This is a genomic window from Phenylobacterium sp. (genome assembly GCF_020402505.1).
Classification (GTDB): Bacteria; Pseudomonadota; Alphaproteobacteria; order Caulobacterales; family Caulobacteraceae; genus Phenylobacterium.
Window position 1 is genome coordinate 1 of the sequence record NZ_JADBZL010000086.1, and the last position, 23,411, is coordinate 23,411.

Here is a 23,411-nt window from a genome sequence, read left to right on the forward strand (position 1 = left end):
GGATCCGGCTGGAGGTCATCCCCGGGACCACCCACTTCCTGCCCATGGAGCGGCCGGACCTGGTCCGGTCGACCCTCCTGGACCTGGTCGGCTAGAGACCCAATCCGGGGATGGCGCGGCTGCGGAATTCCGCCTGGGCGGCTTCCGAGATGTCGACCACCTTGCGGGCGTCGAGGTCGAAGCTGATCACCACGGCTTCGGCGCTGGCCCAGGGCTTTCCTGAGACCGGGTCGACCATCCAGTGAAAGACCCGGCGGGTCCGGGCGTTGCAGTCGGCGAAACCGGAGCGGACCTCCACGTGCTCGCCGGCGAGCGGCCAGCCATGGTGGGCCACCCTGTACTCCAGCACGGCGCCTCCGATGCGCTGGGGCGGATCGCCCGGCGCGGCGTCCGGCCCCGGACGGGTCGGTCCGAACAGGCGGGCCACCCCGTCGGACACCCGGCCAATGAACATCTCCGGGCGCATCCGTCCGAAGACGTCGAGCTCATCGGCGCGGACGGTCCCGAGGCCGATCCGCGTCATGCCCGTCCGCTCGGCGAAGGCCAGGTTCGCCCGGCTCTCGGTGACCGGCGACAGGTTGATGCTGCGCGGGGCGGCGAAGTCCGGGACCTCTGTCATGAGGGCTGCACAGGCGGTGCGGATGCGCTGCGGCCAGGGGAAGGGGCGCAAGTCGGACGCCGTGGCGTGCCCGGCCCGGAGCCGGAAGGTGGCCGCCGGCGTTCCATCCGCGTGGCGCAGGACCAACAGCAGGTCGGCGTCGGTCTCCCCCAGGGCGACCACGCCGCCCGAGGCCCAGAGGCAGGCGCCCGCCCGGGCCTCGCGCAGGAACCGCATGTGCAGGTCGCGGATGACGAGGGTGGCGCCGCCGCTGCGGGCGAAGGCGTCCGGCATGCCCATCAGGCGCGTCAGGCCCGCCAGGGATTCCATCGCCTTGGCCACCCAGAAGCGGACGTTGAGGTGCCCCATCTCGTCGCATTCCCAGGTGTTGACGCCGCCGCTCCACACCTCCACGGTCCTGTCCAAGCGTCTCGCCCCCTTTTGCGCTCCCGCAGCGCCCGCGCCGCGTCCGATTCTCCGGAGGTTACGTCCTGTCGCCCGACCCGGCCAGTTCAGACGCCGCAGCCGCCCTGCGCCCCGGGCCCTGGACGCGCCTGACCCACGCCCTGATCGCCGCCTCGGTCTTCCTGCTGCTGCCCAGCGGTCTGCAGATCTTCAACGCCCACCCCGCCCTGTACACCGGGGAGGTCTCGCGCTTCGATTCCCCCTGGCTGGAGATCGGCGCCCGGGAGAGGGGCGAGGCCATGGAGGGGTACCTGCGGATCGGCGGGCGCGAGTTCGACACGACGGGCGTTCTGGGCTGGTCCGGTCCCCCGGGGGAGGCTGAGAAACGCGCCTTTCCCGCCTGGGCGACTCTGCCGGGCTACCGATCCCTGGCCACGGGCCGGAACTGGCACCTGGCGGCGGCCTGGGGGCTGGGCCTGGGCCTGACCGCCTACCTGGTCGTCGGCTTCGCCGGTGGGCGCCTGCGCCGCAGCCTGGTTCCGACCCGGGCCATGCTGGCGCCGCGGGCGGTGCTGGCCGACCTTGCCGCCCACCTGACCCTGCGCCTGCCGGAGGCGGGCGGCTACAACCTCCTCCAGCGACTGGCCTATCTGAGCGTTGTGGTCCTGGTGCTGCCGGCGATGATCGTCTCGGGGCTGGCCATGTCGCCCGCCGTTCATGCGGCGGCCCCCTGGACGGGAGATATCTTCGGCGGCCGCCAGTCCGCGCGCTCGGCGCATTTCCTGGGCGCCTGCCTCCTCGTCCTCTTCATCGGGGCGCATCTCTTCATGCTGCTGCTCCACAAACCCCTCCGGCGGCTCCGGGGCATGACGCTGGGCGAAAGGGAGACCCGACCATGACCGCTTCGCGCCGCACCTGGCTGAGGGGACTGGCCGCCGCGGGCGCCGCCGCCCTGGTCTCAGCCTGCGACCGGATCGCCGGCGATCCCGCCGTGCGCGCCGGGCTCAGGGGCGCCGAGCGATTGAACCTCGGTCTGCACAGGGTGCTCTTCGACCGGCGGACCCTGGCCCGGGAGTACCCCGACAGCGCCATCTCCCCCGACTTCCGCGCCAACGGCTCCATCGATCCGGCCGATCCCTCCTACCGGGCCCTGGCGGCCGGCGGGTTCGCGGACTACCGCCTTGTCGTGGATGGCCTGGTGGAGCGCCCGCTGTCCCTGGACCTCGCTGCTTTGCGGGCCTTGCCCTCGCGCAGCCAGGTCACCCGCCATGACTGCGTGGAGGGCTGGTCCGCCATCGCCCGGTGGACCGGCGCCCGCCTCGCTCCTGTCCTCGCGCAGGCCGGGCTGAAGCCCGAGGCGCGCTTCCTGGTCTTCCACTGCTTTGACAACCTTGACCCCGAGGCCGGCGAGGACGGGCGCTATTACGAGAGCATCGACCTGGTGGACGCTCTGCACCCCCAGACCCTGCTGGCCTACGAGATGAACGGGGCGCCGCTCAGCGTTGCGCACGGCGCGCCGGTACGCCTGCGGGTCGAGCGCCAGCTGGGCTACAAGCACGCCAAGTACATCCGGCGTATCGAGGCGGTCGCCGACTACAGCCACATCTCAGGCGGCAAGGGCGGCTTCTGGGAGGACCGCGGCTATGAGTGGTACGCGGGGATCTGAATAACCCCCGCGCCCCCGGTGGGCGGATCAGCCCTTCTTCGCGAACAGGTCGGCCCAGCGCCGCTTGCGGCGGGTCTTCCAGGATCCGCGGTGCCAGGCGTCCGAGGCGATCAGCGGGACCACCGTGGTGGCCTCGGCGAAGACCATCTGCTCCCAGGTCACATCCACCTTGCCCCAGGAGCAGGCCTCCTGGAGGGTCGAGGACGAGCAGGCGCCGTCCCGCACGTCCGCCACGGTGATCTGGACCGCGTACTTGTGCATTTCGGCCTCGTGGCCAAGGATCTCGGCGCAGACCACGGTGTCCTGGGCGAAGTTCTTGGGCACCCCGCCGCCGACCATGAAGAGGCCCGTGGTCCCCGCCGCCAGCTTGATGTCGGTCAGCTCGCGGAAGTCGGCGATGGAATCGATGGTCAGGTAGGGCTTGCCCGCCTTCATCCGCTCCACCTGGTGCTTGACCAGGCCGAAGCCGGCCGAGGAGTCGGTGAAGGCCGGACAGAAGATCGGGACGCCCTCGCGGTAGGCGGTCTCGATCAGGGAGTCCGGCTTGCGCGCGTTCCCGGCGGCCAGCCAGCGCCCCATCTCGAGGATGAACTCGCGGCTGGAATAGGGACGGGGCTCCAGCATGTTGGCGATCTCGTAGATCGCCTCGTCGCACTTCTGGAGCTCTTCCTCGTCGATGTAGGTGTCGTAGATCCGGTCGATGTAGAGCGCGCGCAGATCGCGGTCGTCGACGTTCGACTTGGCCTGGTAATGGCGGAAGCCGAGGGCCTCGAAGAAGTCCATGTCGATGATGGAGGCGCCGGTCGAGACGATGGCGTCGATCATCCCGTACTTCACCATGTCCCGGTAGATGTGCATGCAGCCGCCGGCGCTGGTGGAGCCCGCCAGGGTCAGCCAGGTGGAACAGTCGTCGTCCTCGAGGGACATGGACCAGATGTCGGCGGCGCGGGCGGTGTCGCGGCTGGTGAAGCTCATGCCGCGCATGGCGTCGATCACCGGACGGGCGTCGTACTGGTCGATGGCCACATGCTCGACCTTGGCCGACAGCAGCTCTTCCTTGCGGTTGGTCTTGGGGGTCTCAGCGTTCATTCTCTTCAGGTCTCCGGAGAGGTGAGCGCCCGTCGCAAAGGAAAGGGCGCGGCCGGGACGGAGCGACCGACCGCGCCAGTCTTGACGTCTCCCGACTTACTTCCGCCGGCGCTTGCGACCGCGCGCCTTCGAGAACCGGACGACGTTCTGGGTCTCCGACCTCGGAGCCGGAATCGAACGCCGGGCGAGGCCGAACATGGAGGCCGCAGGCGCATCCTCGCAGGCGACGGTCTCGATGGCGCCGAAGCCGTTGAACCGTGTGGCCATGGTCACGCCGTAGGCGCCCAGCATGCCGATCTCGATGAAGTCGCCCTCACCCACGTCCTCGGGCAGCCAGAAAGGACCGGGCATGTGGTCGATGGCGTCGCAGGTCGGGCCATAGAAGCGGAAGGGACGCAGGGCGCCCTCCATCTCGCGGACCTCGCCGCCGGCCGACCGGATCGCCTTGACCGGGAAGGGCCAGCGGGCGTGCGCCGCGTCGAACAGGCCGCCATAGGCGCCGTCGTTCAGGTAGAGGGCGTCGCCCTTGCGCAGCTCCACACAGGTCAGGATGGACGAGGCCTCCGCCACGAGGGCCCGGCCGGGCTCGCACCAGAGCTCGGTGGTCTCGTGCACCATCATGTCGGCGAATCCGCGCTGGATGGCGTCGAAATAGTCGTCGAGCGCCGGCGGAGTCATGCCCGGGTAGATGGACGGGAAGCCGCCGCCCACATCCACCACGTCCGCCAGGACGCCGGCGCGCACCAGGGCGCGGGAGGCCTGGGCCATGGCGGCGCTATAGGCGGTGGGCCGCATGCACTGGCTGCCCACGTGGAAGGAGACGCCCATCAGATCCTGGGTCGCCCGGCGGGCGGCGAGCAACAGGGCCGGGGCCTGGTGCGGGTCGATGCCGAACTTGCCGGCCAGGGAATAGGCCGCTCCGTCCGCCTGGACGGCGAGCCGGACGATCAGGTTCAGGTCCGGCGCGCCTTCGGTGACGGCGAGGATCTTCTCCAGCTCCTCATGGGAGTCGAGGGCGAAGGTCCTCACGCCATGGTCGAAGTAGGCGGCGCGGATCGCCGCCCGGCTCTTGACCGGATGCATGAAGGCGAGCCGGGCGTCGGGCGCATGGGCGCGCACGAGCTCGATCTCGGGAACCGAAGCCACGTCGAATGCGGAGACGCCGTTCCCCGCCAGGGCCTGGATGACCCACGGAGACGGGTTCGCCTTCACCGCATAGAAGACGTCGCCCTTGAAATTGTCCTGGAACCAGTGGGCCGCTAGGGCCGCCGCAGCCGGTCGCGCAATGGCGACGGGATGCTCAGGCGACCGCTCACGGACCAGGTCCAGGGGCGTATGGTACGTCTGCACCTCACGCAACCCCCAACGGATTGTTGAACCCAATCCGGCGTTAGCAGCGCTTTTGAGGACATCGGGTCCGCCGGAGCGGAGCGAATTAGGGCTTCAGGCCCCCCCTGTAAAGTGACAATTCTCCCCGGGGTCGGGGCGTCGTCTGCTGCAGGCTGGACCGGCGCCGCTGCGCCGTGCGAAGAAGCGCCGGAAAAGGGTCGCCGGGCGACCCCTTCGCGGAAACGGGGACAACGCCACTGATGGCCGAGCAAGCGGTTCTGTCGATCCGGAACGTGTCGCGGACCTTCGGGACCCGGCGGGCCCTCGATGACGTCTCCCTCGACGTGCGGCGGGGAGAGATGATCGCCCTGATCGGTCCTTCGGGCTCAGGCAAGTCCACCCTCCTGAGATCGATTTCCGGTCTGCAGGTGATTGATCCGGGCGCCGGGGTGATCGAGGCGTTCGGGGCCCCGGTCCAGTCCTCCGGCAAGTTGTCGTCGCGCGTCCGCGAGGCCCGCATCCGGATCGGGTTCATCTTCCAGCAGTTCAACCTGGTCGGCCGCCTCTCTTTGTTCACCAACGTCGCCCTGGGGTCGCTGGGCCGCATTCTCTTCCTGCGAGGGCTCCTCGGCGCCTGGCCCTCGGAGACCTCCGCTGCGGTGATGGCCGCCCTCGCCCGCGTCGGCGTTGCAGAGTATGCGGCGCAGAGGGCCAACACCCTGTCCGGGGGCCAGCAGCAGCGAGGGGCGATTGCTCGCGCACTCGTGCAGAGGGCGAAGATCATCCTGGCGGACGAGCCCGTCGCCTCTCTGGACCCGGTCTCGGCCCGCAGGGTGATGGAGATTCTGCGCGACCTGAACCGGACGGACGGTCTGACCCTGGTGGTCACCCTGCACCAGGTGGACTACGCCCTGCGCTATTGCGACCGGGTGGTGGCCCTCAAGGCCGGTCGCATCGTCTATGACGGACCCGCCGAAGGCCTGGACAAGGACCGGCTGATCGACATTTACGGCCCTGAATTCGAGGACGTCTTCTGGGAAGGAGCCCCGAAATGACCCCCAAGGCCCCATGGAACCGTCGCAGCCTGCTGACCTTCGCCGGCGCCGCCGCCCTTGCCGGGTGCACACCCAAGGCGACCCCGCCGTCCGACGGCTCCAGCGGCGTCCTGAAGTTTTCCATCGTGGCGCCTGAGAGCGCCTCCAGTCTCGAGACCTTCTGGCGGCCGATCATCGCCGACATGGAGAAGGCCACGGGGTTGAAGATCGAGCCTTACATCGGCGCCAATTACACCGCCCTCGTGGAGGCCATGAGGTTCAAGCAGACCCACTTCGGCTGGTTCACCAACCTCTCTGGGCTCGAGGCCATCCGCCGCGCCGACGGCGAGGTCTTCGCCCGGACCTTCGACCCGGGCGGCGACGACGGCTACAACTCCGTGATCCTGGTCCCGTCCAAGAGCAAGACAACGCTCGAGGACATCCTCCGCTGCGACAAGACGCTGAACTTCGGGATCGGCGACGCCAAGTCGACCTCGGGGACCCTGGCGCCCAAGACCTACCTGTTCTCGCCCAAGGGCATCGACATCCAGACCTGCTTCAAGACCCTGAAGTCGGCCAATCACAACACCAACCTGGTGGGCGTGGCCAACGGCGTCCTGGACGCGGCCACGGGCAACACCACCAGCCTGCGCCTGCAGCGCGAGCGCGACGTCGAGCGCGCGGCCAAGGGCGAGCCCACCCTCGGCGACAAGGTCCGGGTCGTCTGGACATCTCCGCGACTGCCCGAGGACCCCATCGTCTGGCGCAAGGACCTGGACCCGGCCATCAAGGAAAAGCTGCGCCAGTTCTTCCTGACCTACGCCCAGGGCGAGGGTCCGGAGGCGGAACGGCAGAGGGGCCTCCTGGCCAAGATCTCCATCGGCGGCTTCAAGCCTGCCGATGACAATCACCTCCTGCGGGTCCGCGAGATGGAGGCGACCGAGAACCTCCTCCAGGCTGAACGCAGCGGGGATCCCCGCCGTATCGCCGAGGCCCGCAAGGCCCTCGAGGGGGTCAAGGCCGAGGAGGCCGCCCTTCAGGCCCGCACCGGTCAGTCCCAGGACGCGACCTGATTCATGACCCAGGCCGCCGCACCCCTTCTGTCGCCACCCACAAAGCCCTTTGGCCAGCAGGTCTTCGACTTCGTCCTCTGGGGGGGCATCATCCTCCTGCTGATCTCCTCCTTCGGATCGGCGGAGATCGCCAAGTTCCCGTTGCTGTTCTCGAATTCCGAGAACATGCGGCAGTTCGCTTCCGGCTTCGTGAACCCCGATTTCTCTAACTGGCGCGACCTCATCGAGAAGATGTGGCTGACCATCCAGATGGCGATCTGGGGAACGGCGCTGGCCATCCTGTTCGCCGTCCCCATGGGGCTGCTGGGCGCCCGGAACGTTACGCCCGCCTTCATCCAGCTCCCGGTCCGCCGGCTCATGGACCTGATCCGATCGGTCCCCGACCTCGTGATCGGCACCGCCTTCCTCGTCGCCGTGGGCCTGGGCCCCTTCGCCGGGGTCATGGCTTTGGCCCTGAATACCGGGGGGGTGCTTGCCAAGCTGTTCGCCGAGGCGGTGGAGGCCATCGACAAGGGCCCTGTGGAGGGCGTACGGGCCACGGGCGCGGCCCGCCTGCAGGAGATCGTCTGGGGCGTGATCCCCCAAGTCGCGCCGCTGTGGACCTCCTACGCCCTCTACCGGTTCGAATCGAACAGCCGAAGCGCTACCGTGCTGGGCCTGATCGGCGCGGGCGGTATTGGCCAGATCCTCTTCGACAGCATGAACAGCTTCAACTACGCCCTGACCGCCGCGATCTCGATCGTCATCGTTGTCGCTGTCACCCTGATTGACCTTCTGAGCCAGACGATCCGCGCCAGACTGCTCTGAGGCCTGGGCCGTCACGGTCCTGTCATCCAACTGTCACAGTCACCGCCTAGGAGGCGTCACGAAAGCGTCGCATTCCCGCGTCGCCCCGGAGACGCAGATTGACCCCGCATCGCACCCTTCCGCTCGCCGCAGCCTTCGTTCTCGCGGCGGGGCTCCTCCTCCCGGTCACGTCCGCCGCAGCGGCGGAGATCGCCGGCGTCCAGGTCCGTCCGAAGGGCCGGCTGCTGGTGGACTCCGTCAATCAGGTGGTCTCGCCCTCCGGCGCGGCCGACGCACGGATCGACCTTGTCCGCGTCCGGCAGGCCTTCCTGGGACTCGACGCCAAGTTCAACGACCGCCTGACCCTGCGATTCGAAGGCGGCGCCTCGAACAACGACGCCTTCATCTGGGACGAGGTGGCGCTTGAGTACAGGGTTACGCCCAACGTTCTCCTGGCCGCCGGCAACCTCAAGGCGGCGGGCCTTGAGAACCTGACCTCCACCAGGGCGATCTCGTTCCTGGAGCGCGGGCCCTATGGCGACCTCATCACCGACCCCTTCACGAGTTCCATGCAGGTCAGGTTCACCGCGGGCGCCCTGGTGACGACGTTCGCCCTCCAGGGCGACACCTTCAACAACCTGGGCCTCGACTTCGACGGGACCGCCGCCGCCGGGGCTCGTGACCGACGGGCCGCCACCGCCAGGGTCGCAGGCAGCCTCCCGGCGGGAGAGGGCGGTCGGCTTCACCTAGGTGGCTGGGTCCGGGCCCGGGACTTCGGTGACGCGGGGCCCCGGAGCTATTCCGCCCGGCCCGGAACCTCGGTCGGCAAGTCCGGCGACTGGCTGGGCTCGGGGTCCTTTTCCGAGGGCGACTCGACCGTGGCGGTCGAGGCGGCCTGGATGTACGGACCCTTCTGGATCCAGGCCGAGGCGGCGCGTCTCGGCGCCGACCGCAGTCCCCGCGCCGCCGCCGGGAGCGATCCGGTCATCACCGCCGGCTATGTTTTCGCAGGTTGGAATGTCACGGGCGAGGCGCGCGGCTACGACTCCCAAAGGGCCCTGGTCATGGCGCCCAAGGTGCGGAGTCCCCTATCGAAGGGCGGCCTGGGGTCCCTGGACCTGCTCGCCCGATACGACTTCGCCGACCTGACGGATGTGCGCGACTCGGCCGCGACCCCGACAGGCGTCCAGGCCGCCCGGCGGGCGGGCGACTACCGCGGCGCAACGCTCGGCGCCGTCTGGCGGCCCGAGCCGGGCTATCGAGTCGTGCTGAACGTCTCCGAGGCCCGGGTGGACCACGCCCCGCCTCAGGCTGACTTGGAGATCCGCCAGTTCCAGATTCGCGCCCAGTACGAGTTCTGAGCCGTCGCCAAACTGTCACACAACCCGGTTAGACAGCCAGCCTTGTCTTCGCTCACGCGCAGCCCGGCCGTCCTGAAGACCGGGACCTTCCGATCCAGGAGACCCGTCCCATGACCCAACGCTTCCTCCCCGTCGCCACCGCCAGCCTGGTCCTGGCTGCAGGCCTCGGCGCCGCTCCCGCCCACGCCGCCCGCGACTATGTCTGGGCCGCCGGGTCGTCGACGGTGTTTCCCTTCGCGACGCGGGTCTCAGAGCAATTCGCCCGCAAGACAGGGATGAAGGCGCCCAAGATCGAGAGCCTGGGCACCGGAGGCGGCATCAAGCTGTTCTGCTCGGGCGTCGGCGACGGCTTCCCGGATATCGCCACTGCTTCGCGGCAGATGAAGCGCTCGGAGTTCGACGCCTGCGCGGCCAAGGGCGTGAAGGATATCATTGAGCTGAAGATCGGCTTCGACGGCATCGTGGTGGCCCTGGACAAGGACGGTCCGGACTACGCCTTCTCTCCAAGTACGCTCTACCTCGGCCTGGCTTCCAAGGTTCTGCGTTACGGTAAGTATGAGACCAACCCCTACAGGACCTGGTCCGAGGTGGGCTCCGGCCTGCCGCGTAATCGGATCCTGGTGTACGGACCGCCGCCCTCCTCCGGCACCCGGGATGCCTTCGTGGAGCTGGCCATCGAGGCCGGTGCTCTCAGGTATCCGGCCAACAAGGCCCTGAAGGACAAGGACGAGAGGCGCTTCAAGGAGATGGTGCATCCCCTCCGCAAGGACGGCTGGATCGACGCCGGCGAAAACGATAACGCCATCGTCCAGACCCTCACCAAGACCCCCGGGGCCATCGGCGTGTTCGGCTGGTCCTTCCTGGAGGAGAATATGGACAAGGTGAAGGGCGCGCCCGTGAACGGCGTGAAGCCCTCCCTGGCGTCCATCTCGAATGGCTCCTATCCCCTCTCCCGCTCGCTCTTCATCTATGTGAAGAAATCCAATCTGGGCGTCACCAGGGGCCTGCGCGAGTATGTCGCCGAATTCGTGTCCGACGCCGCCACGGGCCGCGGCGGTTACCTGAAAGACCGTGGACTGATCCCGCTCCCTGCCGCGCAGCATGAGGCCAACAAGGCCGCCGTCCGCACCCTGACCCCGATGGGCCGACCCGCAGCCTGACCCGCAGCCGTCCGCCATTGGCGCCTGCGCCGCAGACCTCAGGGTCTGCGGCGCTTTTCTTTGCCGGGTCAGGGCCGGATCAGGCCTCGTCGCGTCGGCGCCGCAGGCGGGTCAGTCGGCGCAGGCGGCGCCAGAACCGGGTCTTCTCGGGTTCTGGCCAGGGCTGCAGGTTGCGGACGAAGTCCTCGGCGCAGGCCTTCCAGGAGAACCCCTCGGCAAAACGCCGGACAGCCGCCCGGTCCAGCTTCAGGGCCTCAAGACAGGCCTCTCTAAGCCCTTCCGTGGCGGTCAGGGCCAGGACGCCGGCTCCGGAGTTCGGGATGATATCGATCGGCCCGGGCGCCGGATAGGCCGCGACCGGGGTCCCTGTCGCCATAGCCTCCAGGATCACCAGGCCGAAGGTGTCGGTCAGGGAGGGAAAGACGAAGACATCGGCGCCGGCGAAATGGGCGGCCAGGTCGTCCCCGAACCGGGCGCCGCGGAAGACGGCGCCGGGATACCGGGCCTCCAGATCCTCCCGCTGGGGCCCGTCGCCCACCACGACCTTGGAGCCTGGCAGGTCGAGGGCCAGGAAGGCCTCGATGTTCTTCTCCACGGCCACCCGGCCGACGGACAGGAAGATGGGACGGGGCAGGCCCTCGTAGACGTCGGGATCGCCGTCCTGCCGGGGTCGGAACTGTTCGGTATCGACACCCCGTGACCAGGCGGTGATGTTCCTGAAGCCGTGCTGCTCCAGCTCGTCGCGCATGGTGGGCGTGGCCACCATCAGCCGGCCAGACGGCTTATGGAACCAACGCATGTAGGCGTAGCCCGCCGAAAGAGGCAGGGGCAGGCGCGCCGAGACGTACTCCGGGAAGCGGGTGTGGTAGCTCGTGGTGAAGGGCAGCTTCCACTCCACGCAGATCCGCCGCGCCGCAAGGCCAATGGGCCCCTCGGTGGCGATATGGATGGCCTCGGGTTCGAAGGCCTTGAACCGCTCGCGCACCGGTTCGTAGGCCCCCACCGCCACCTTGATCTCGGGATAGGTCGGCAGGGGAAAGCCGCGGAACTGCTCCGGTGAGATCACTTCCACCGTGTGGCCCATGGCCTGCATCTCGGCGATGACCCGGGTCAGGGTGCGCACCACCCCGTTGACCTGGGGCTCCCAGGCGTCTGTCGCGATGAGGATCCGCATGGGCCTGCGGCCGTCGATCTCTGTGCGGACGCTCTCCCGGACCCGGCGCATGGAGGGTTTGCGCGGCGGCATCCCTTCGGTCTGGAGACGGGCCCAGAAGGCGCCCATCAGAGCGTCGCGGGTGGGGAAGTGGCGATAGACCGTGCGCTCGCCCACCCCCGCCAGCCTGGCGATCTCTGCGTAGGAGGCCTCATCCAGCCGCCCATCCTCAAGAAGGCGACTTACGGCGTCGAGGATCCGCGCCTCGGTCTGGGCCTTTTGCTGGCCTCTGGACAGGCCTTCAGAAAGTGTCCGGAATGGCGGCATGACAAAATCACTGTCGCCAAATCCGGCGCAAAGTCAAGGATTTGGGATCAGGCGGCGAATTTGGACTCGGGCTCCAGAACAAGCGGGCGTGCGGTGTGGCGCGGCGCCAAGCGCGTCCGGCTCCAGTCGAGGAGCACCAGCTCCCCGTCGTCCCTTTCGGCGACAGCTGTGCAGCTTTCGACCCAGTCGCCGTCATTGATGTAGAGGATGTCGTCGAACCTGCGAATTTCAGCCTTGTGGATGTGACCGCAGATCACGCCGTCGACGCCCCTTCTGCGGGCCTCCTCGACGACCGCCTCCTCGTAGTTCTCGATGAACTGAACGGCGTTCTTGACCTTCAGCTTCAGGTAGGCCGACAGCGACCAGTAACCAAAGCCCATCCGCCGACGAAAGCGGTTGAAGACCGTGTTCATGCTGAGCAGCGAGCGATAGGACCAGTCGCCGACGAAGGCCAGCCAGCGGGCGTGCCGCAGGACGCCGTCGAACTCATCGCCGTGGGTCACCAGGAAGCGCCGGCCATCGGCCGTCTCATGGATGGCGTCGCGGGCTACGAGCACGTCGCCGAAACGGTGGCCGATGAAGTCCCGCGCCGCCTCGTCATGGTTGCCGGGCACGTAGATGACCTTCACCCCCTTGCGCGCCAGGCGGAGGATCTTCTGGACCACGTCGTTGTGGGCCTGGGGCCAGTACCAGCCGTTGCGCAGCTTCCATCCGTCGATGATGTCACCGACCAGGTAGAGGGTGTCGAACTCCGCCGTCCGGATGAAGTCCAGGAGAAGCTCGGCCTGGCATCCCTTCGTGCCCAGGTGGACGTCAGAGATGAAGACGGTCCGGTACCTGTGATCGCTCTGCGACATCGTCAATCGACCCCCGAGTTCGCGGTTTGTGCGCGCTCGCTAAGCTGATTGCGTGTCAATCGGATGACGCTGGCCCCGGGGATTGCCAAGGCGGGAAGGAGGGGACAGAAGCAACTCATGGCTTCCATCGCCTCGACCGCACTGTCCACGCGCGCTGAGCGAACTCGCCGATGCCTGCTCGAAGCGGTGGTCGGCCTGCTGGCTGAGACGGGCTTGGCGTCGGTCACACCCGCGGCCATCGCCGCCCGCGCGGGCCTTGCCCGGACCGCCTACCTCTACCACTTTCCCGATCGTCCGGCCCTTCTGGCGGCCCTTGCGCCGCACCTGGGGGAGGCCATGGCCCGTCTCTTCGACGCCGCCGGCCGCGCCCCGCCGGGGGTCGATGCTTCTGACCACGCCATCGACACCTACTGGACCCTTCTTTTCGAGCCACCCTTCCTCGCCTTCGCCGAACTCCGCTCGGCCGCCCGCACCGATCCGGAGGTGGCCGGCGCCATCGAGGCGCTGCTGGCCGACTTCGATTCCGGACGGCTGGGGGGCCGGTACGGCGCCGTCGCCCAGGCGGGGGAAGATCCCCGCTTCCAGACCAGCCGCGACCTTGGCCGCTTCCTTCTGGAAGGCCTGGCCCGGGGCGGGTTGTCCTACGACGCCGACAACCGCCGCCAGCGGCTCATCGCCGTGGTCAAGCGCGCAGTCCGCGGCTTGAATCGCAAGGGCTCGACCCAGGACCTCTGGCCCGGCTAGTCCCGTCGGCGTTCGGCCTCCGTCCAGGCCTGGATGCGGGCCTCCAGCATGTCCAGCGGCAGGGGTCCCGCCAGCAGGACCGCGTCGTGGAACCTGCGGATGTCAAAGCGGTCTCCCAGGGCCCGCTCCGCCGCCTCGCGCAGGGCGACAATGCGCATCTCGCCGATCTTGTAGGCCAGGGCCTGGCCGGGCCAGGAGACGTAGCGGGCCAGTTCCACCTCGATGTTGAGGGGCGACAGGGCGCTGTTCTGCGCGAAGCAGGTCCGGGCCTGGTCGAGGCTCCAGCTCTTCCAGTGAATGCCAGTGTCCGCCACAAGGCGGCAGGCCCGCCACATCTCATAGGAGAGGCGGCCGAATCTTTCCCAGGGATCGCGGTAGATCCCCATCTCCCCACCGAGCCTTTCCGCATAGAGGGCCCAGCCCTCGGTATAGGCGGTGACGTCGGCGTTGCGCCGGAAGTCGGGGACGCTCTGCGCCTCCTCGGCCAGAGCGATCTGAAGGTGATGGCCCGGGACGGCCTCATGCAGGGTCAGGGCCGGCAGTTCGTAGAGGGGCCGCTGGTCCAGCCGGGAAGTGTTGACCATATAGCCGCCGGCGACCCCCCGGGCGGCGCTGCCGCCGAAGTAGCGGCCGGTGGTGTAGGTCGCCTCGATGTCCGCAGGCACCGGCCTGACGCCATAGGTCAGGCGCGGCAGGGTTGCGAACCAGGCCGGCAGCTCGTCATCGATCCGCTTGGCGATCCGCGAGGCCTTTTCCAGCAGCTCCTCGCGGCTCCGGGCATAGAAGCGCGGGTCGGAGCGCAGCATGGCCAGGAAGGCGGGGAAGTCACCCTTGAAGCCGGTCTCGGCCATCACGCCATCCATCTCGCGCCGGATGCGGGCGACCTCATCGACGCCGATCTGGTGGATCTGGTCAGGGGTAAGTGCGGTGGTCGTGTGGTCAGCGACCAGCCAGCTGTAATACGCCTCGCCGCCGGGCAGGCTCCGGGCCGCCAGACCCGGGCGGGCGGCGGGCAGATAATCGGTCTCCAGGAAGGCGACGAAGCGCGCCCGGGCGGGCCTGACCCGGTCGCGCAGAACATTCCGGGCTTCGTCCAGCAGGGCGTTGCGGTCCGTCCCCGGAAGGTCCGCCGGCAGTCTCCGGAGCGGCGCCAGGAGGGGGTCTTCATCGGGCTTCAGGGCGGCGGCGGCGCGCGCCCGCTCCAGGACCTGGAGGGTCGTCGGACGGGGCTGGGTGAAACCGCTCCGGGCCCCCCGCCGGGCGTTGGCGATGTGCGCGTCATAGTAGGCGGGCAGGGCTTTCAGACGAGCGATCCAGGCCCGGGCGTCCCCGGCCGAGCGCATGGGCAGGCCTCCCGCCACATAGCCAAGGGTCTGGTCGAAGCCGCCGTCCGAGCTGAAGGGCATGCGCGCCTCGTCAAAGTCCAGGCTGGCGAGGCGTCGGGACAGGGTCCAGGCCAGGAAATCCCGGTTGAGGGCGTCCTCCCCGGTCAGCCCGGCGGGCAGGCCTGCAAGCCGGTCTCGGAACCCGGTCAGGGCGGCCCGGCGTCGGGCGTCCGCCGCGGGGCTCGGGTCGGGAAGCCGCGACAGGGCGTCGGCGTCGCCCCGCCGCCCGGCCTCGAAAGGATCGTCACCCAGGGCCCAGGCCTCGTAGTCGGCGACCAGGGCGTCGAGGGCGGGCGAGGCCGCCACCGCGGGCGCTGCCGAAAGGGCCAGGAAGAGAAGGGCCGCACAGCCCAGTCCCCGAAGCCAAACCATGACCTGAGCCTCCCCAGTTCCTGAATCCGGACCTTTCCTACGCCCCTTGCCCGGTTGCGCCAATGCGGGCCATGGTCGGTGTGACAGGGGAGGTGGGACCATGAGCTTCATCACACGGCGTCGCCAGGTCGACCAGCGTCCGGCGGCAGAGGGCGAGCATGAGCTGGCCCCCACCCTGCGCTGGCCCCATCTGGTCGCCCTCGGGGTCGGCGCCATCGTCGGCACCGGCATCTATACCCTGACCGGCGTCGGGGCGGGCCTGGCCGGCCCCGGCGTCATCCTGTCCTTCGCTATCGCCGGGATCGTCTGCACCCTTGCAGCCCTCTGCTACGCCGAGATGGCCACCCTCATGCCCCATGCGGGCAGCGCCTATTCCTATTCCTACGCGGGGATGGGCGAACTGGTCGCCTGGATCATCGGCTGGAGCCTGATCCTGGAGTACACCGTGGTCTGCTCGGCGGTGGCGGTGGGCTGGTCCGGCTACGCCCAGGGCTTCCTGGAGGCTCGCGGGGTCGTCCTGCCGCCCGCCCTGGCCAGCGGCCTCCTGACAGGCGAGGCGGGAGGGCTGGTCAACCTGCCCGCGGTCCTCATCACCCTGGCGGTGGCCGGCGTCCTCCTGATCGGGGTCCGCGAGAGCGCCAACGCCAACATTGTCCTGGTGGTCCTGAAGCTTTCCGCCCTCCTGGCCTTCATCGTCCTGGCCCTGCCGGCCTTCGACGCCGCCCGGTTCAGCCCCTTCCTGCCCTTTGGGTTCGCGGCGCACACGGGCCCTGACGGCGCCCCCCAAGGGGTGATGGCCGCCGCCGCCCTGATCTTCTTCGCCTTCTATGGCTTCGACGCCATCTCCACCGCCGCCGAGGAGGCGAAGGACCCGGGCCGGGACCTGACCCTCGGCATCATCGGGTCCATGGTCGCCTGCGCGGTCATCTACATGGCCGTGGCCGCCGCCGCCCTCGGCGCCTCACCCTGGCAGGCCTTCTCGAAAAGCGACGAGCCCCTGGCCTTCATCCTGAGGTCCGGCGGACACGACCTCGCCGCCACCCTGATCGCCGCCGCGGCGGTCATCGCCCTGCCTACCGTCATCATGGCCTTCATGTTCGGCCAGAGCCGGGTCTTCTTCGCCATGGCCCGGGACGGCCTCCTGCCCCGCGGCCTGGCCAGGGTCAGCCCCCGGGGCGCGCCGGTGCGGGTGACCCTCTTCACCGCAATCCTCGCTTCGGTCATCGCCGGTGCAGCGCCCCTGAAGCTGATCGCCGAACTGGCCAACGCGGGTACCCTGGCGGCCTTCGTCGCCACGGCGGCGTCGATGATGATCCTGCGGCTCGGCCGCCCCGACCTCCCCCGGCCCTTCCGTACGCCGGTCTGGTGGCTGGTCGGCCCCCTTGCGATCGCCGGCTGCCTCTACCTCTTCTGGAGCCTGCCCGCCCTGACCCGCTGGCTCTTCCTCGGCTGGAACCTGGTCGGGCTCGTCGTCTACCTCGCCTGGAGCCGCCGCCACAGCCTGCTGGCGGGGGGTTAGGCCCGGTGTCCGCGGAAGTCTTGGAATGAAGATCCTGATGGTGGATGTCGACGGGGTGCTGATCCGCTCCCCTCCCGGCGGCTGGTCCCGCGACCTGCAGGCCGATCTTGGATTGCCGCAACACGTTCTGGAGACCGAGTTCTTCGATATCCACTGGGCGGAGATTGCGGTCGGCAGGGCGAGCCTGCCCGCCCGCCTCGGCCCGGTTCTCGAACGGTGCGCGCCCCATCTGACCGCCCGCGGTTTGATGGACTACTGGTTCCGGCGCGATGCGGAGGTGGACTCCACCTTCCTCGGCCAGCTTGAGCCGCTCCGGGCGTCCGGCGTCGCCCTCCACCTCGCCACCAACCAGGAGCACGAGCGCGCCGCCTTCCTCTGGAAGACCCTTGGGCTTCAGGACCACTTCGCCGCCATGCACTATTCGGCGGATGTCGGCTGGGCCAAGCCCGATCCGGGCTTCTTCACCACTGTCGTCGCCCGAACGGGCTATGCGCCGGCGGACCTGACCCTGGTGGATGACCGGCCGGAAAATGTCGCCGCCGCGCGCCAGGCCGGGTGGGGCGGCCTGTACTGGGACGGGACCGGGACCCTGGCGGACCTGCTGGCGAAGGGCGGCTAGGCCGGATCGACCCTCTACGCCGCCCGGATGGCGAAGGCCTCAGCCATTGACGTCTTTCGGAAGATAGTGTTCACTCACTTCATGCTCGCCCGGACAAGGCAGACGCTCCATGAGCGCAAGGAAGAACTCGTCATCGCCGCGATCGCGGAATTCGCATCGCGCGGGTTTGATGCGGGCTCCACCCAGGCGATCGCCGCCGCCGCCGGGATTTCACAGCCGTATCTCTTCAAGGTCTGGAAGAGTAAGTCGGCGCTGTTTCTCGCCGCCCTGGACACAGTTTACGACAGGATCATCGGCACCTTTGTCGCGGCGGCGGAAGGCAAACCGGCGTCCGTCGAAACTCTCACCGAAGTCGGCGCCGCCTACGAACGCCTCTCACGCTCCGAGATGCAGATGCTCCTGCAGGGCTTCGCCGCCTGTGACAATCGCGAGGTGCGGGATCTGGTCGAGCGCCGCTGGATGGAGTTGATCGCTGTCCTGGAGCGGATTGCGGGGCAGGGCGGAGACCCTGTTCAGCACTTCCTGGGCGTCGGCCTGCTGATGACGGTCGTCAGGACGGCGGACATGCCCGAAAGCGCCCTCTTGAGCCAAGCCAGTTGATAATTTGACCCATAAAAAAGTGATTACTCACTACCTTAAACCCAGGGAGACCCACAATGCCTCGTCTGTCCCACCGCCTGCTCGGCTACCTCGTCGTCGCGACAGGCTTTCTAGGCCTCGCCTACGGCCTGACCATGCTCTCGGTCCTCGACTATTTCAGCCTGGAGGGCGCCCCATCGTCCGAGGTAGCGGCCTTTCTCAACCAGAACGGCGCCCTCCTCCAGACATCCATGATGGCGGCGCTGGTCGGCTATCTGGTCGCCGTCCCCATGATGCTCATCATCACGGCGGCCACATTCAAGGGTGAAACCCAGCTGGGCTGGCGCCGGGACTTCGCCCTTGGCCTGGTCTGGGCGTCCCTTCCGCTGAGGCCGCTCTGGTGGGCGGCCCTCATCACCTTGACGCCCACCCTTCTCGCCGCCTCGCAGCCCGGCGCCGATCCGGATGCCACCCGGGCGACGTTCACGACCTACCAGATGCTCTACACCCTTTTGAACACGACGACGGAGGACATCGCCGTCAACATTCTGGGCGGGGGATGGTTTGTCCTGGTCGGATCGACCATCGTCTCCTCGCGGCGCCTGCCCGCCGTGCTGGGCTGGATCGGGGTGGGAATCGGCTTCCTGTACCTGGTGTCGTCGGCTGAACTCTTCGGTCTGTCGATGGGGACCAGCGGTAACCTCATCCCCCTGATCGCCGGTGTTGCGGGTCCTTTCTGGCTCGGCGCCGCCGGGCTCCTGGCGGTGCGGAAGGTCACCTGATCACCCCCGGATCGCCGCCCGCGGTCCGGTCAACGTCCCAGGACGTCCACGCACAGGCCCTGCGGTTCCCGCCGCAGGGCGGTACGGACCCCGAAGGCGCGGGAGAGGACGTCGGGGGCGAGGGCGGCCTCCGGAGGGCCGTCGGCCAGCAGGCCCCCGCCGGCCAGCACGAGGACCCGGTCCGCGATCCGGGCCGCGAGGGTCAGGTCGTGCAGGGTCAGAACGACGCCGCAACCGGCCCTCGCCCGCCGCACGAGGGTGTCCGCCGCATCGATCTGGCAGCCGGGGTCGAGGCCCGCGAGGGGCTCGTCCGCCAGCAGCCAGTCGGGCTCTCCGGCCAGCACCCTGGCGATCATCACCCGGGCGCGCTCGCCGCCGGACAGGGTGGAGGCGTCCCGTTCGGCGAGGTCGGCGGCTCCGGCTTCCTCCAGCGCGGCGTCGATGATCCGGGCGTCCGCAGCCGACAGGCCCCGGGCGCCGATGTGCGGGGTCCGGCCAAGGCCGACGAGGATGCGCACCTCCAGGGGCCAGGCGATCTCTGGCGCCTGGGGCAGGAAGCCGATCCGCCGGGCCCGGGCCTTGGGAGGCAGGGTGGAGAGGTCCTGGCCATCGAGGCGGACCGCGCCCTCGGCGGGCGGCAGGAGGCCGCAGAGGCCGGCCAGGAGGGTCGACTTGCCCGCGCCATTGGGCCCGACCAGGGCTGTGACCTCGCCCGCGCGAACCGACAGGTCGAGCCCGGCGAGGATTTCCCGCCGGCCGCGCTTCAGGGTCAGGCCACGGGCTTCCAGCACGCCGCTCACGCCATCCTCCGGCGCAGGGACAGGAGCAGGAAGAGGAAGAAGGGACCGCCCAGGCAGGCCATGGCCACGCCCAGGCGGACCTCCGCCGCCGAGGGCGCCAGCCGCACCGCCAGGTCCCCGGCGAGCACGATCGCCGCCCCGCCGAGGGCCGAGGGCCAGAGCAGTCCCGAGGGACGGGCGCCGACCAGGGGGCGGAGGAGGTGCGGGGTGACCAGGCCCGCAAAGCCGATGACGCCGGCCACCGCCACCCCGGCTCCTACGGCCAGGGCGGTCCCGGCCGCCAGCAGGGCGCGGGTGCGGGCGAGGTCGATCCCCAGGCTCGCCGCCCCGGACTCGCCCAGGGTCAGGGCGTCCAGGGCCCGGCCGGTGAGGACCAGCAGGCCGAGTCCGACCAGAATGAAGGGGCCGGCGAACGCGACATCCTCGAGGCTCCGGTCGGCGAGGGAGCCCATCAGCCAGTCGATGATCCCGTTCACCGCCCAGGGGGTGGGGGCGAGGGAGAGGGCAAGGGCCACGCCGGCGCCCGCGATGGTGTTCAGAACCACCCCGGCCAGCAGGAAGACGGTCATGGAGCCGGCCCCTCCCGACAGGGCGAGCAGCAGGCCCACCCCCGCCAGCGCCCCGGCCATGGCGGCGAGGGGCTGGAGCAGGGGGAAGGCGAAGGGCAGCCAGAGGGTCAAAACGGCCCCCAGGGCAGCGCAGGCCGAGACGCCCAGCACGCCGGGATCGGCCAGGGGGTTGCGGGTGAAGCCCTGCAGGGCGGCGCCGGAAAGGCCCAGCCCCGCCCCGATCAGCAGGGCCAACAGCGTCCGCGGCAGGCGCAGTTGGACGAGCACCGCCCAGAGGGGATCCTCCGGGTGCGCCAGCATGTCGGCCAGGGGCAGTGACGTCCGTCCAAGGATCAGGCTGGCGGCGGCCAGGACGAGGACCAGTCCTGCGAGGCCGGCGATGACGATGCGGCGCCGGGTCATGGCCGCCGCTCCAGGGCCTGGTCGCGGATGGCCGCCAGCCGCCGCGCCGCCTCGATGAGGGAGGGCCCGCCACAGAAGAGGAGGCGCTCGGGGATCTCCGCCGCCAGGGTCCGGCCGCCCAGCCGGTCAAGGGCGGCGTGTCGGGTCAGGCGGTCCGGGCGATCAGCCCCGCTCCCGCCCGAGGCGCGCACCAGGACTTCCGGCGGGGAGGCGATCAGCACCTCCAGCGGCGCCGGGGTCCAGCCGGACAGGCCCAGCCGGGTCGCGGCGTTGACGATCCCCAGTCGCCGAAGCAGATCATCGGGCAGGGAGCCCGGACCTGCGGCCAGGCCTCCTGACAGGAGCACCAGCATCTCCGGGCGCCGGCGACCGGGCGTGGCGGCGGCGGAGAGGGCCCCCTCGATCCGGGCGCAGAGGGCTTCCCCCCGGCTGGGCCGTCCGACCCGGGCCGCCAGGGTGCGTACTTGCGCCAGGCTCTCGGCCACCGTCGCCGGGGCGCCGAAGGCGGCGACCTCGACGCCGAGGCCCTGCAGGGCCCGCCGGGTGGCGGCGGCGGTATGGGTGCTGGCCAGAACCAGGTCCGGACGCAGCAGCAGGACTTCCTCTGCGGTTTCGCCGGTCACCGGCAGGGTGGCGGCGACCTCGGCTATGGTGGAGGCCTGAGGGTCCCGGGACAGGCGGCTGATCCCGGTGATCTGGCGACGGTCGGCCAGATGGACTAGCAGGGCGTCCAGGCAAGGGTTCAGCGAGACGATTCGCCGTGGGCCGGCCGGCGCCGCGCCCAGACCCGCCGCCGTCGCGAGCCCTACACCGGCGATCCTCCGGCTGATCCCTTCGCGGACGCCCCTCTCCATGGTCAGAACCGCGCCCGCAGACCGAAGGTCGCCACCCGGCCCGGCGCTCCGTATCCCCGCACGGTCTCCGGAGCCCTGTCCGTCGCATCATCAACCCGTCCGTACACAGAGATCCTGTCCTCCAGGGGAAGTTCAACGCGGAGCCCCAGGGTGAGGTACGACTTCAGCGGCGGTCCCCCCCAAAGGTCGCTCAGGCTCTCCCCGGCATAGCGGAGGCCCAGCCCCAGGCGCAGATCGCCCGGAAGGGTCCGGCTGACATCCAGCGACGCCATGTCCCTCGGCCTGCGCGGCAGGTCCTGGTCGGCGGCGCCGGCCTGTCCCTCCAGCCGGGCCCGGGTGCGGGTGTAGCTGGCGTCGACATCGAATCCGGCCATCCGTCCCGCCGCCGTCGCCTCAAGACCCAGGGCCGTCGTCCGGTCCAGGTTGGCATAGTAGCCGAAGCGGCCGCCCGTGCAGTTCGGGTCTCCTCCGCCCGTGCAGACGGCGAAGTTGACCTGGTCTTCCGTCCGCCGGCCGAACAGGGTCAGGGACAGGCGGACCTCGCCGGCCTTCTGCTCCACGCCCAGGTCCCAGGCGACGGCGGTCTCAGGCTTCAGGGCGGCGTTCCCGTATTCGCTGTAGAGTTGGTAGAGGCTGGGCGCGCGGAAGCCCTGTCCCAGACTGGCCCGGACGAGGGTCCCGCCGCCGTTTGGCCGCCAGGCCAGGGCCGCCTGGCCGGAGCCGTGGTCGTCGAAGGCGTCATGCCGGTCGAGGCGGGCCGCCAGGGTCAGGGTCAGGTCGTCGGCGGGCCGCCCCAGGGCCTGGATCCAGGCCGAGTCCACCCCGGTCGAGCGCGCCAGGGGCTGCGGCTGCGGGTTCCACGCCGACGGCGAGGCGATCCGCATGCGGCTGCGCTCGCCCTCGGCGCCGAAGGTCAGGCGCCAGTCCGGGGTCAGCTGCGCCTCGCCCTGGTACTCCAGCCGGCTCACCCGCCCCTCGGCCCGGAAGGTCAGGTCGGTCACCGCCTGGTCGGGATCGTAGGTCCGTCGCCGGGTGTCGGTGAGGGCCAGGCCCAGGCGGTTCTTCACCCGCCCGCCGGCAAGGGGGAAGGTCACGCCGGCATAGCCCAGGGCCTCGCGCGTGCGGCCGCGCTCGCGGGTGTCGGCGAAGATGAAGGCGGGGGCGGGAAAGCCGTCGAAGGCGTTGCGGGCGTCGGACCAGACCGCCCGCAGGTCCAGCCGGACATCGGGCGCGAGGTCGGCCGTCAGCCGCCCGCTGGCGGCGGTCCGGCGGTAGCCGTCCCGCTCGGTCCCGGTCCGGGCCGCCGAGACCCCGTCGGTGGCGAAGGCGTCCGCCGCCAGCCGCCAGGCCAGGGCGCCGCTTCCCCCGCCGATCCCGCCGCGCAGATAGGAGGTCCCGAGGCCGCCGGCTTCCGCGGCGCCTTCGGCGGAAAAGGCCCCCGGCGACGGAAGGCGGGTCTCGAGGCTGACCACTCCGCCAATGGCCTGCCCGCCCCAGACGGCCGACTGGACCCCACGCAGGACCTCGATCCGCGAGATGTCGCCCACCAGGAGGTTGGCGGCGTCGTAGGCCCCGCCGATCACGGAGGGATCGTTCAGACGCACGCCGTCGATGACGAAGAGGGTCTGCTCGGCCTCGGCGCCCCGGATCCGGACCGCCGTCACCCCGCCGGGGCCCCCATTGCGGGTGACCCCCACGCCGGGGGTCGTCGCCAGCAGGTCGGAGACCACCAGGGCCTGGCGGTCGCGGATCACTTCCCCCGGGATGACGGTGACGCTTCGGCCGCTCTCCGCAGCGGCCACCGGCGTGCGGTTGGCCACCACCACCAGCGGTTCGACGGCGGTTCCTGGCGGCGTGACGGCCAGGGCTGTCGCCCCGGCCAGAATGGCAAGACTCATGGCGCCCTCCTTCGAGCGACAGGCGACCGCCGGGGCGGCCGCAACAGGCG

At 69.9% G+C, this 23,411-nt stretch carries 22 protein-coding genes and 1 pseudogene; 12 read left to right on the forward strand and 11 right to left on the reverse strand.

Annotation, left to right across the window (positions count from 1 at the left end):
• Positions 1–91: 91 nt before the first annotated feature.
• On the reverse strand, positions 92–1,024 hold the full coding sequence (locus IM632_RS06565; RefSeq protein ID WP_296552145.1) for a thioesterase family protein: 933 nt from the start codon (positions 1,022–1,024) through the stop codon (positions 92–94).
• A 104-nt stretch (positions 1,025–1,128) separates the two neighbouring features.
• Between IM632_RS06565 and IM632_RS06570 the strand changes: the two genes are divergently transcribed.
• A complete protein-coding gene (locus IM632_RS06570) occupies positions 1,129–1,902 on the forward strand; it encodes a cytochrome b/b6 domain-containing protein (RefSeq protein WP_296479945.1) in 774 nt (257 codons plus the stop codon).
• Positions 1,899–2,669, forward strand: a complete 771-nt coding sequence (locus tag IM632_RS06575; protein ID WP_296479944.1) for a molybdopterin-binding protein — start codon at positions 1,899–1,901, stop codon at positions 2,667–2,669. Before IM632_RS06570 ends, IM632_RS06575 begins: the two co-directional genes overlap by 4 nt.
• Before the next feature lie 27 nt (positions 2,670–2,696).
• Here IM632_RS06575 and IM632_RS06580 read toward each other — a convergent pair whose 3' ends face one another.
• Both IM632_RS06580 and IM632_RS06585 read right to left on the reverse strand, forming a co-directional pair.
• Positions 2,697–3,758, reverse strand: a complete 1,062-nt coding sequence (locus tag IM632_RS06580; RefSeq protein ID WP_296534567.1) for a deoxyhypusine synthase — start codon at positions 3,756–3,758, stop codon at positions 2,697–2,699.
• 96 nt (positions 3,759–3,854) lie between these two features.
• Positions 3,855–5,108 (reverse strand): type III PLP-dependent enzyme, encoded by a 1,254-nt coding sequence (locus IM632_RS06585; RefSeq protein WP_296480051.1) that lies wholly within the window; start codon positions 5,106–5,108, stop codon positions 3,855–3,857.
• Between the two features lie 239 nt (positions 5,109–5,347).
• Here IM632_RS06585 and phnC point away from each other — a divergent pair, with 239 nt between their 5' ends.
• The 5 genes from phnC to IM632_RS06610 all read left to right on the forward strand — a co-directional run bounded on the left by phnC (position 5,348) and on the right by IM632_RS06610 (position 10,501).
• Positions 5,348–6,142 carry a phosphonate ABC transporter ATP-binding protein gene (phnC, locus tag IM632_RS06590; protein ID WP_296480050.1) on the forward strand — a complete coding sequence of 265 codons (795 nt, stop codon included), beginning with the start codon at positions 5,348–5,350 and terminating at the stop codon, positions 6,140–6,142.
• Entirely contained in the window at positions 6,139–7,194 is a 1,056-nt protein-coding gene (gene phnD, locus IM632_RS06595; RefSeq protein ID WP_296480049.1) for a phosphate/phosphite/phosphonate ABC transporter substrate-binding protein, read from the forward strand. Before phnC ends, phnD begins: the two co-directional genes overlap by 4 nt.
• A 3-nt stretch (positions 7,195–7,197) precedes the next feature.
• A complete protein-coding gene (gene phnE / locus IM632_RS06600; protein WP_296480048.1) occupies positions 7,198–8,001 on the forward strand; it encodes a phosphonate ABC transporter, permease protein PhnE in 804 nt (267 codons plus the stop codon).
• Between the two features lie 98 nt (positions 8,002–8,099).
• Positions 8,100–9,341, forward strand: a complete 1,242-nt coding sequence (locus tag IM632_RS06605; RefSeq protein WP_296480047.1) for a porin — start codon at positions 8,100–8,102, stop codon at positions 9,339–9,341.
• A 110-nt stretch (positions 9,342–9,451) separates the two neighbouring features.
• The gene (locus tag IM632_RS06610) at positions 9,452–10,501 is read left to right on the forward strand and encodes a substrate-binding domain-containing protein (RefSeq protein ID WP_296480046.1); all 1,050 of its coding nucleotides are present in this window, start codon (positions 9,452–9,454) and stop codon (positions 10,499–10,501) included.
• A gap of 79 nt (positions 10,502–10,580) precedes the next feature.
• On the opposite strand, the gene IM632_RS06615 is transcribed toward IM632_RS06610, so the two are convergent.
• The 3 genes and pseudogenes from IM632_RS06615 to IM632_RS06625 all read right to left on the reverse strand — a co-directional run bounded on the left by IM632_RS06615 (position 10,581) and on the right by IM632_RS06625 (position 12,838).
• Positions 10,581–11,675 (reverse strand): glycosyltransferase family 1 protein, encoded by a 1,095-nt coding sequence (locus IM632_RS06615; RefSeq protein ID WP_296480053.1) that lies wholly within the window; start codon positions 11,673–11,675, stop codon positions 10,581–10,583.
• A 111-nt stretch (positions 11,676–11,786) separates the two neighbouring features.
• Positions 11,787–11,981: pseudogene (locus IM632_RS06620) on the reverse strand (helix-turn-helix domain-containing protein); the annotation flags it as partial.
• 47 nt (positions 11,982–12,028) lie between these two features.
• Complete coding sequence (locus IM632_RS06625) at positions 12,029–12,838, reverse strand: UDP-2,3-diacylglucosamine diphosphatase (RefSeq protein WP_296480045.1); 810 nt, start codon at positions 12,836–12,838, stop codon at positions 12,029–12,031.
• Between the two features lie 117 nt (positions 12,839–12,955).
• On the opposite strand from IM632_RS06625, the gene IM632_RS06630 reads away from it, so the two are divergent.
• Positions 12,956–13,582 (forward strand): TetR family transcriptional regulator, encoded by a 627-nt coding sequence (locus IM632_RS06630; protein ID WP_296480044.1) that lies wholly within the window; start codon positions 12,956–12,958, stop codon positions 13,580–13,582.
• Here the strand turns inward: IM632_RS06630 and IM632_RS06635 are convergent.
• Complete coding sequence (locus IM632_RS06635) at positions 13,579–15,339, reverse strand: DUF885 family protein (protein ID WP_296480043.1); 1,761 nt, start codon at positions 15,337–15,339, stop codon at positions 13,579–13,581. The genes IM632_RS06630 and IM632_RS06635 overlap by 4 nt on opposite strands.
• Before the next feature lie 100 nt (positions 15,340–15,439).
• On the opposite strand from IM632_RS06635, the gene IM632_RS06640 reads away from it, so the two are divergent.
• From IM632_RS06640 to IM632_RS06655, 4 genes are all read left to right on the forward strand, one after another.
• Positions 15,440–16,858, forward strand: coding sequence for an amino acid permease (locus IM632_RS06640; protein ID WP_296480042.1), 1,419 nt, complete (start codon positions 15,440–15,442; stop codon positions 16,856–16,858).
• 25 nt (positions 16,859–16,883) lie between these two features.
• The gene (locus tag IM632_RS06645) at positions 16,884–17,477 is read left to right on the forward strand and encodes an HAD-IA family hydrolase (protein WP_296480041.1); all 594 of its coding nucleotides are present in this window, start codon (positions 16,884–16,886) and stop codon (positions 17,475–17,477) included.
• A 66-nt stretch (positions 17,478–17,543) separates the two neighbouring features.
• The gene (locus tag IM632_RS06650; protein WP_296480040.1) at positions 17,544–18,077 is read left to right on the forward strand and encodes a TetR/AcrR family transcriptional regulator; all 534 of its coding nucleotides are present in this window, start codon (positions 17,544–17,546) and stop codon (positions 18,075–18,077) included.
• A gap of 56 nt (positions 18,078–18,133) precedes the next feature.
• Positions 18,134–18,838, forward strand: a complete 705-nt coding sequence (locus tag IM632_RS06655) for a DUF4386 family protein (RefSeq protein WP_296480039.1) — start codon at positions 18,134–18,136, stop codon at positions 18,836–18,838.
• Between the two features lie 29 nt (positions 18,839–18,867).
• Here the strand turns inward: IM632_RS06655 and IM632_RS06660 are convergent, their stop codons facing one another.
• From IM632_RS06660 to IM632_RS06675, 4 genes are read right to left on the reverse strand one after another with little or no spacing between them, the layout of a single operon-like run.
• On the reverse strand, positions 18,868–19,638 hold the full coding sequence (locus tag IM632_RS06660; RefSeq protein ID WP_296480038.1) for an ABC transporter ATP-binding protein: 771 nt from the start codon (positions 19,636–19,638) through the stop codon (positions 18,868–18,870).
• On the reverse strand, positions 19,635–20,609 hold the full coding sequence (locus tag IM632_RS06665) for an iron ABC transporter permease (RefSeq protein WP_296480037.1): 975 nt from the start codon (positions 20,607–20,609) through the stop codon (positions 19,635–19,637). The genes IM632_RS06660 and IM632_RS06665 overlap by 4 nt, the downstream gene beginning before the upstream one ends.
• Positions 20,606–21,463 (reverse strand): ABC transporter substrate-binding protein, encoded by an 858-nt coding sequence (locus IM632_RS06670; protein WP_296480036.1) that lies wholly within the window; start codon positions 21,461–21,463, stop codon positions 20,606–20,608. Before IM632_RS06670 ends, IM632_RS06665 begins: the two co-directional genes overlap by 4 nt.
• Before the next feature lie 2 nt (positions 21,464–21,465).
• Entirely contained in the window at positions 21,466–23,361 is a 1,896-nt protein-coding gene (locus tag IM632_RS06675) for a TonB-dependent receptor (protein WP_296480035.1), read from the reverse strand.
• Between the last annotated feature and the right edge of the window lie 50 nt (positions 23,362–23,411).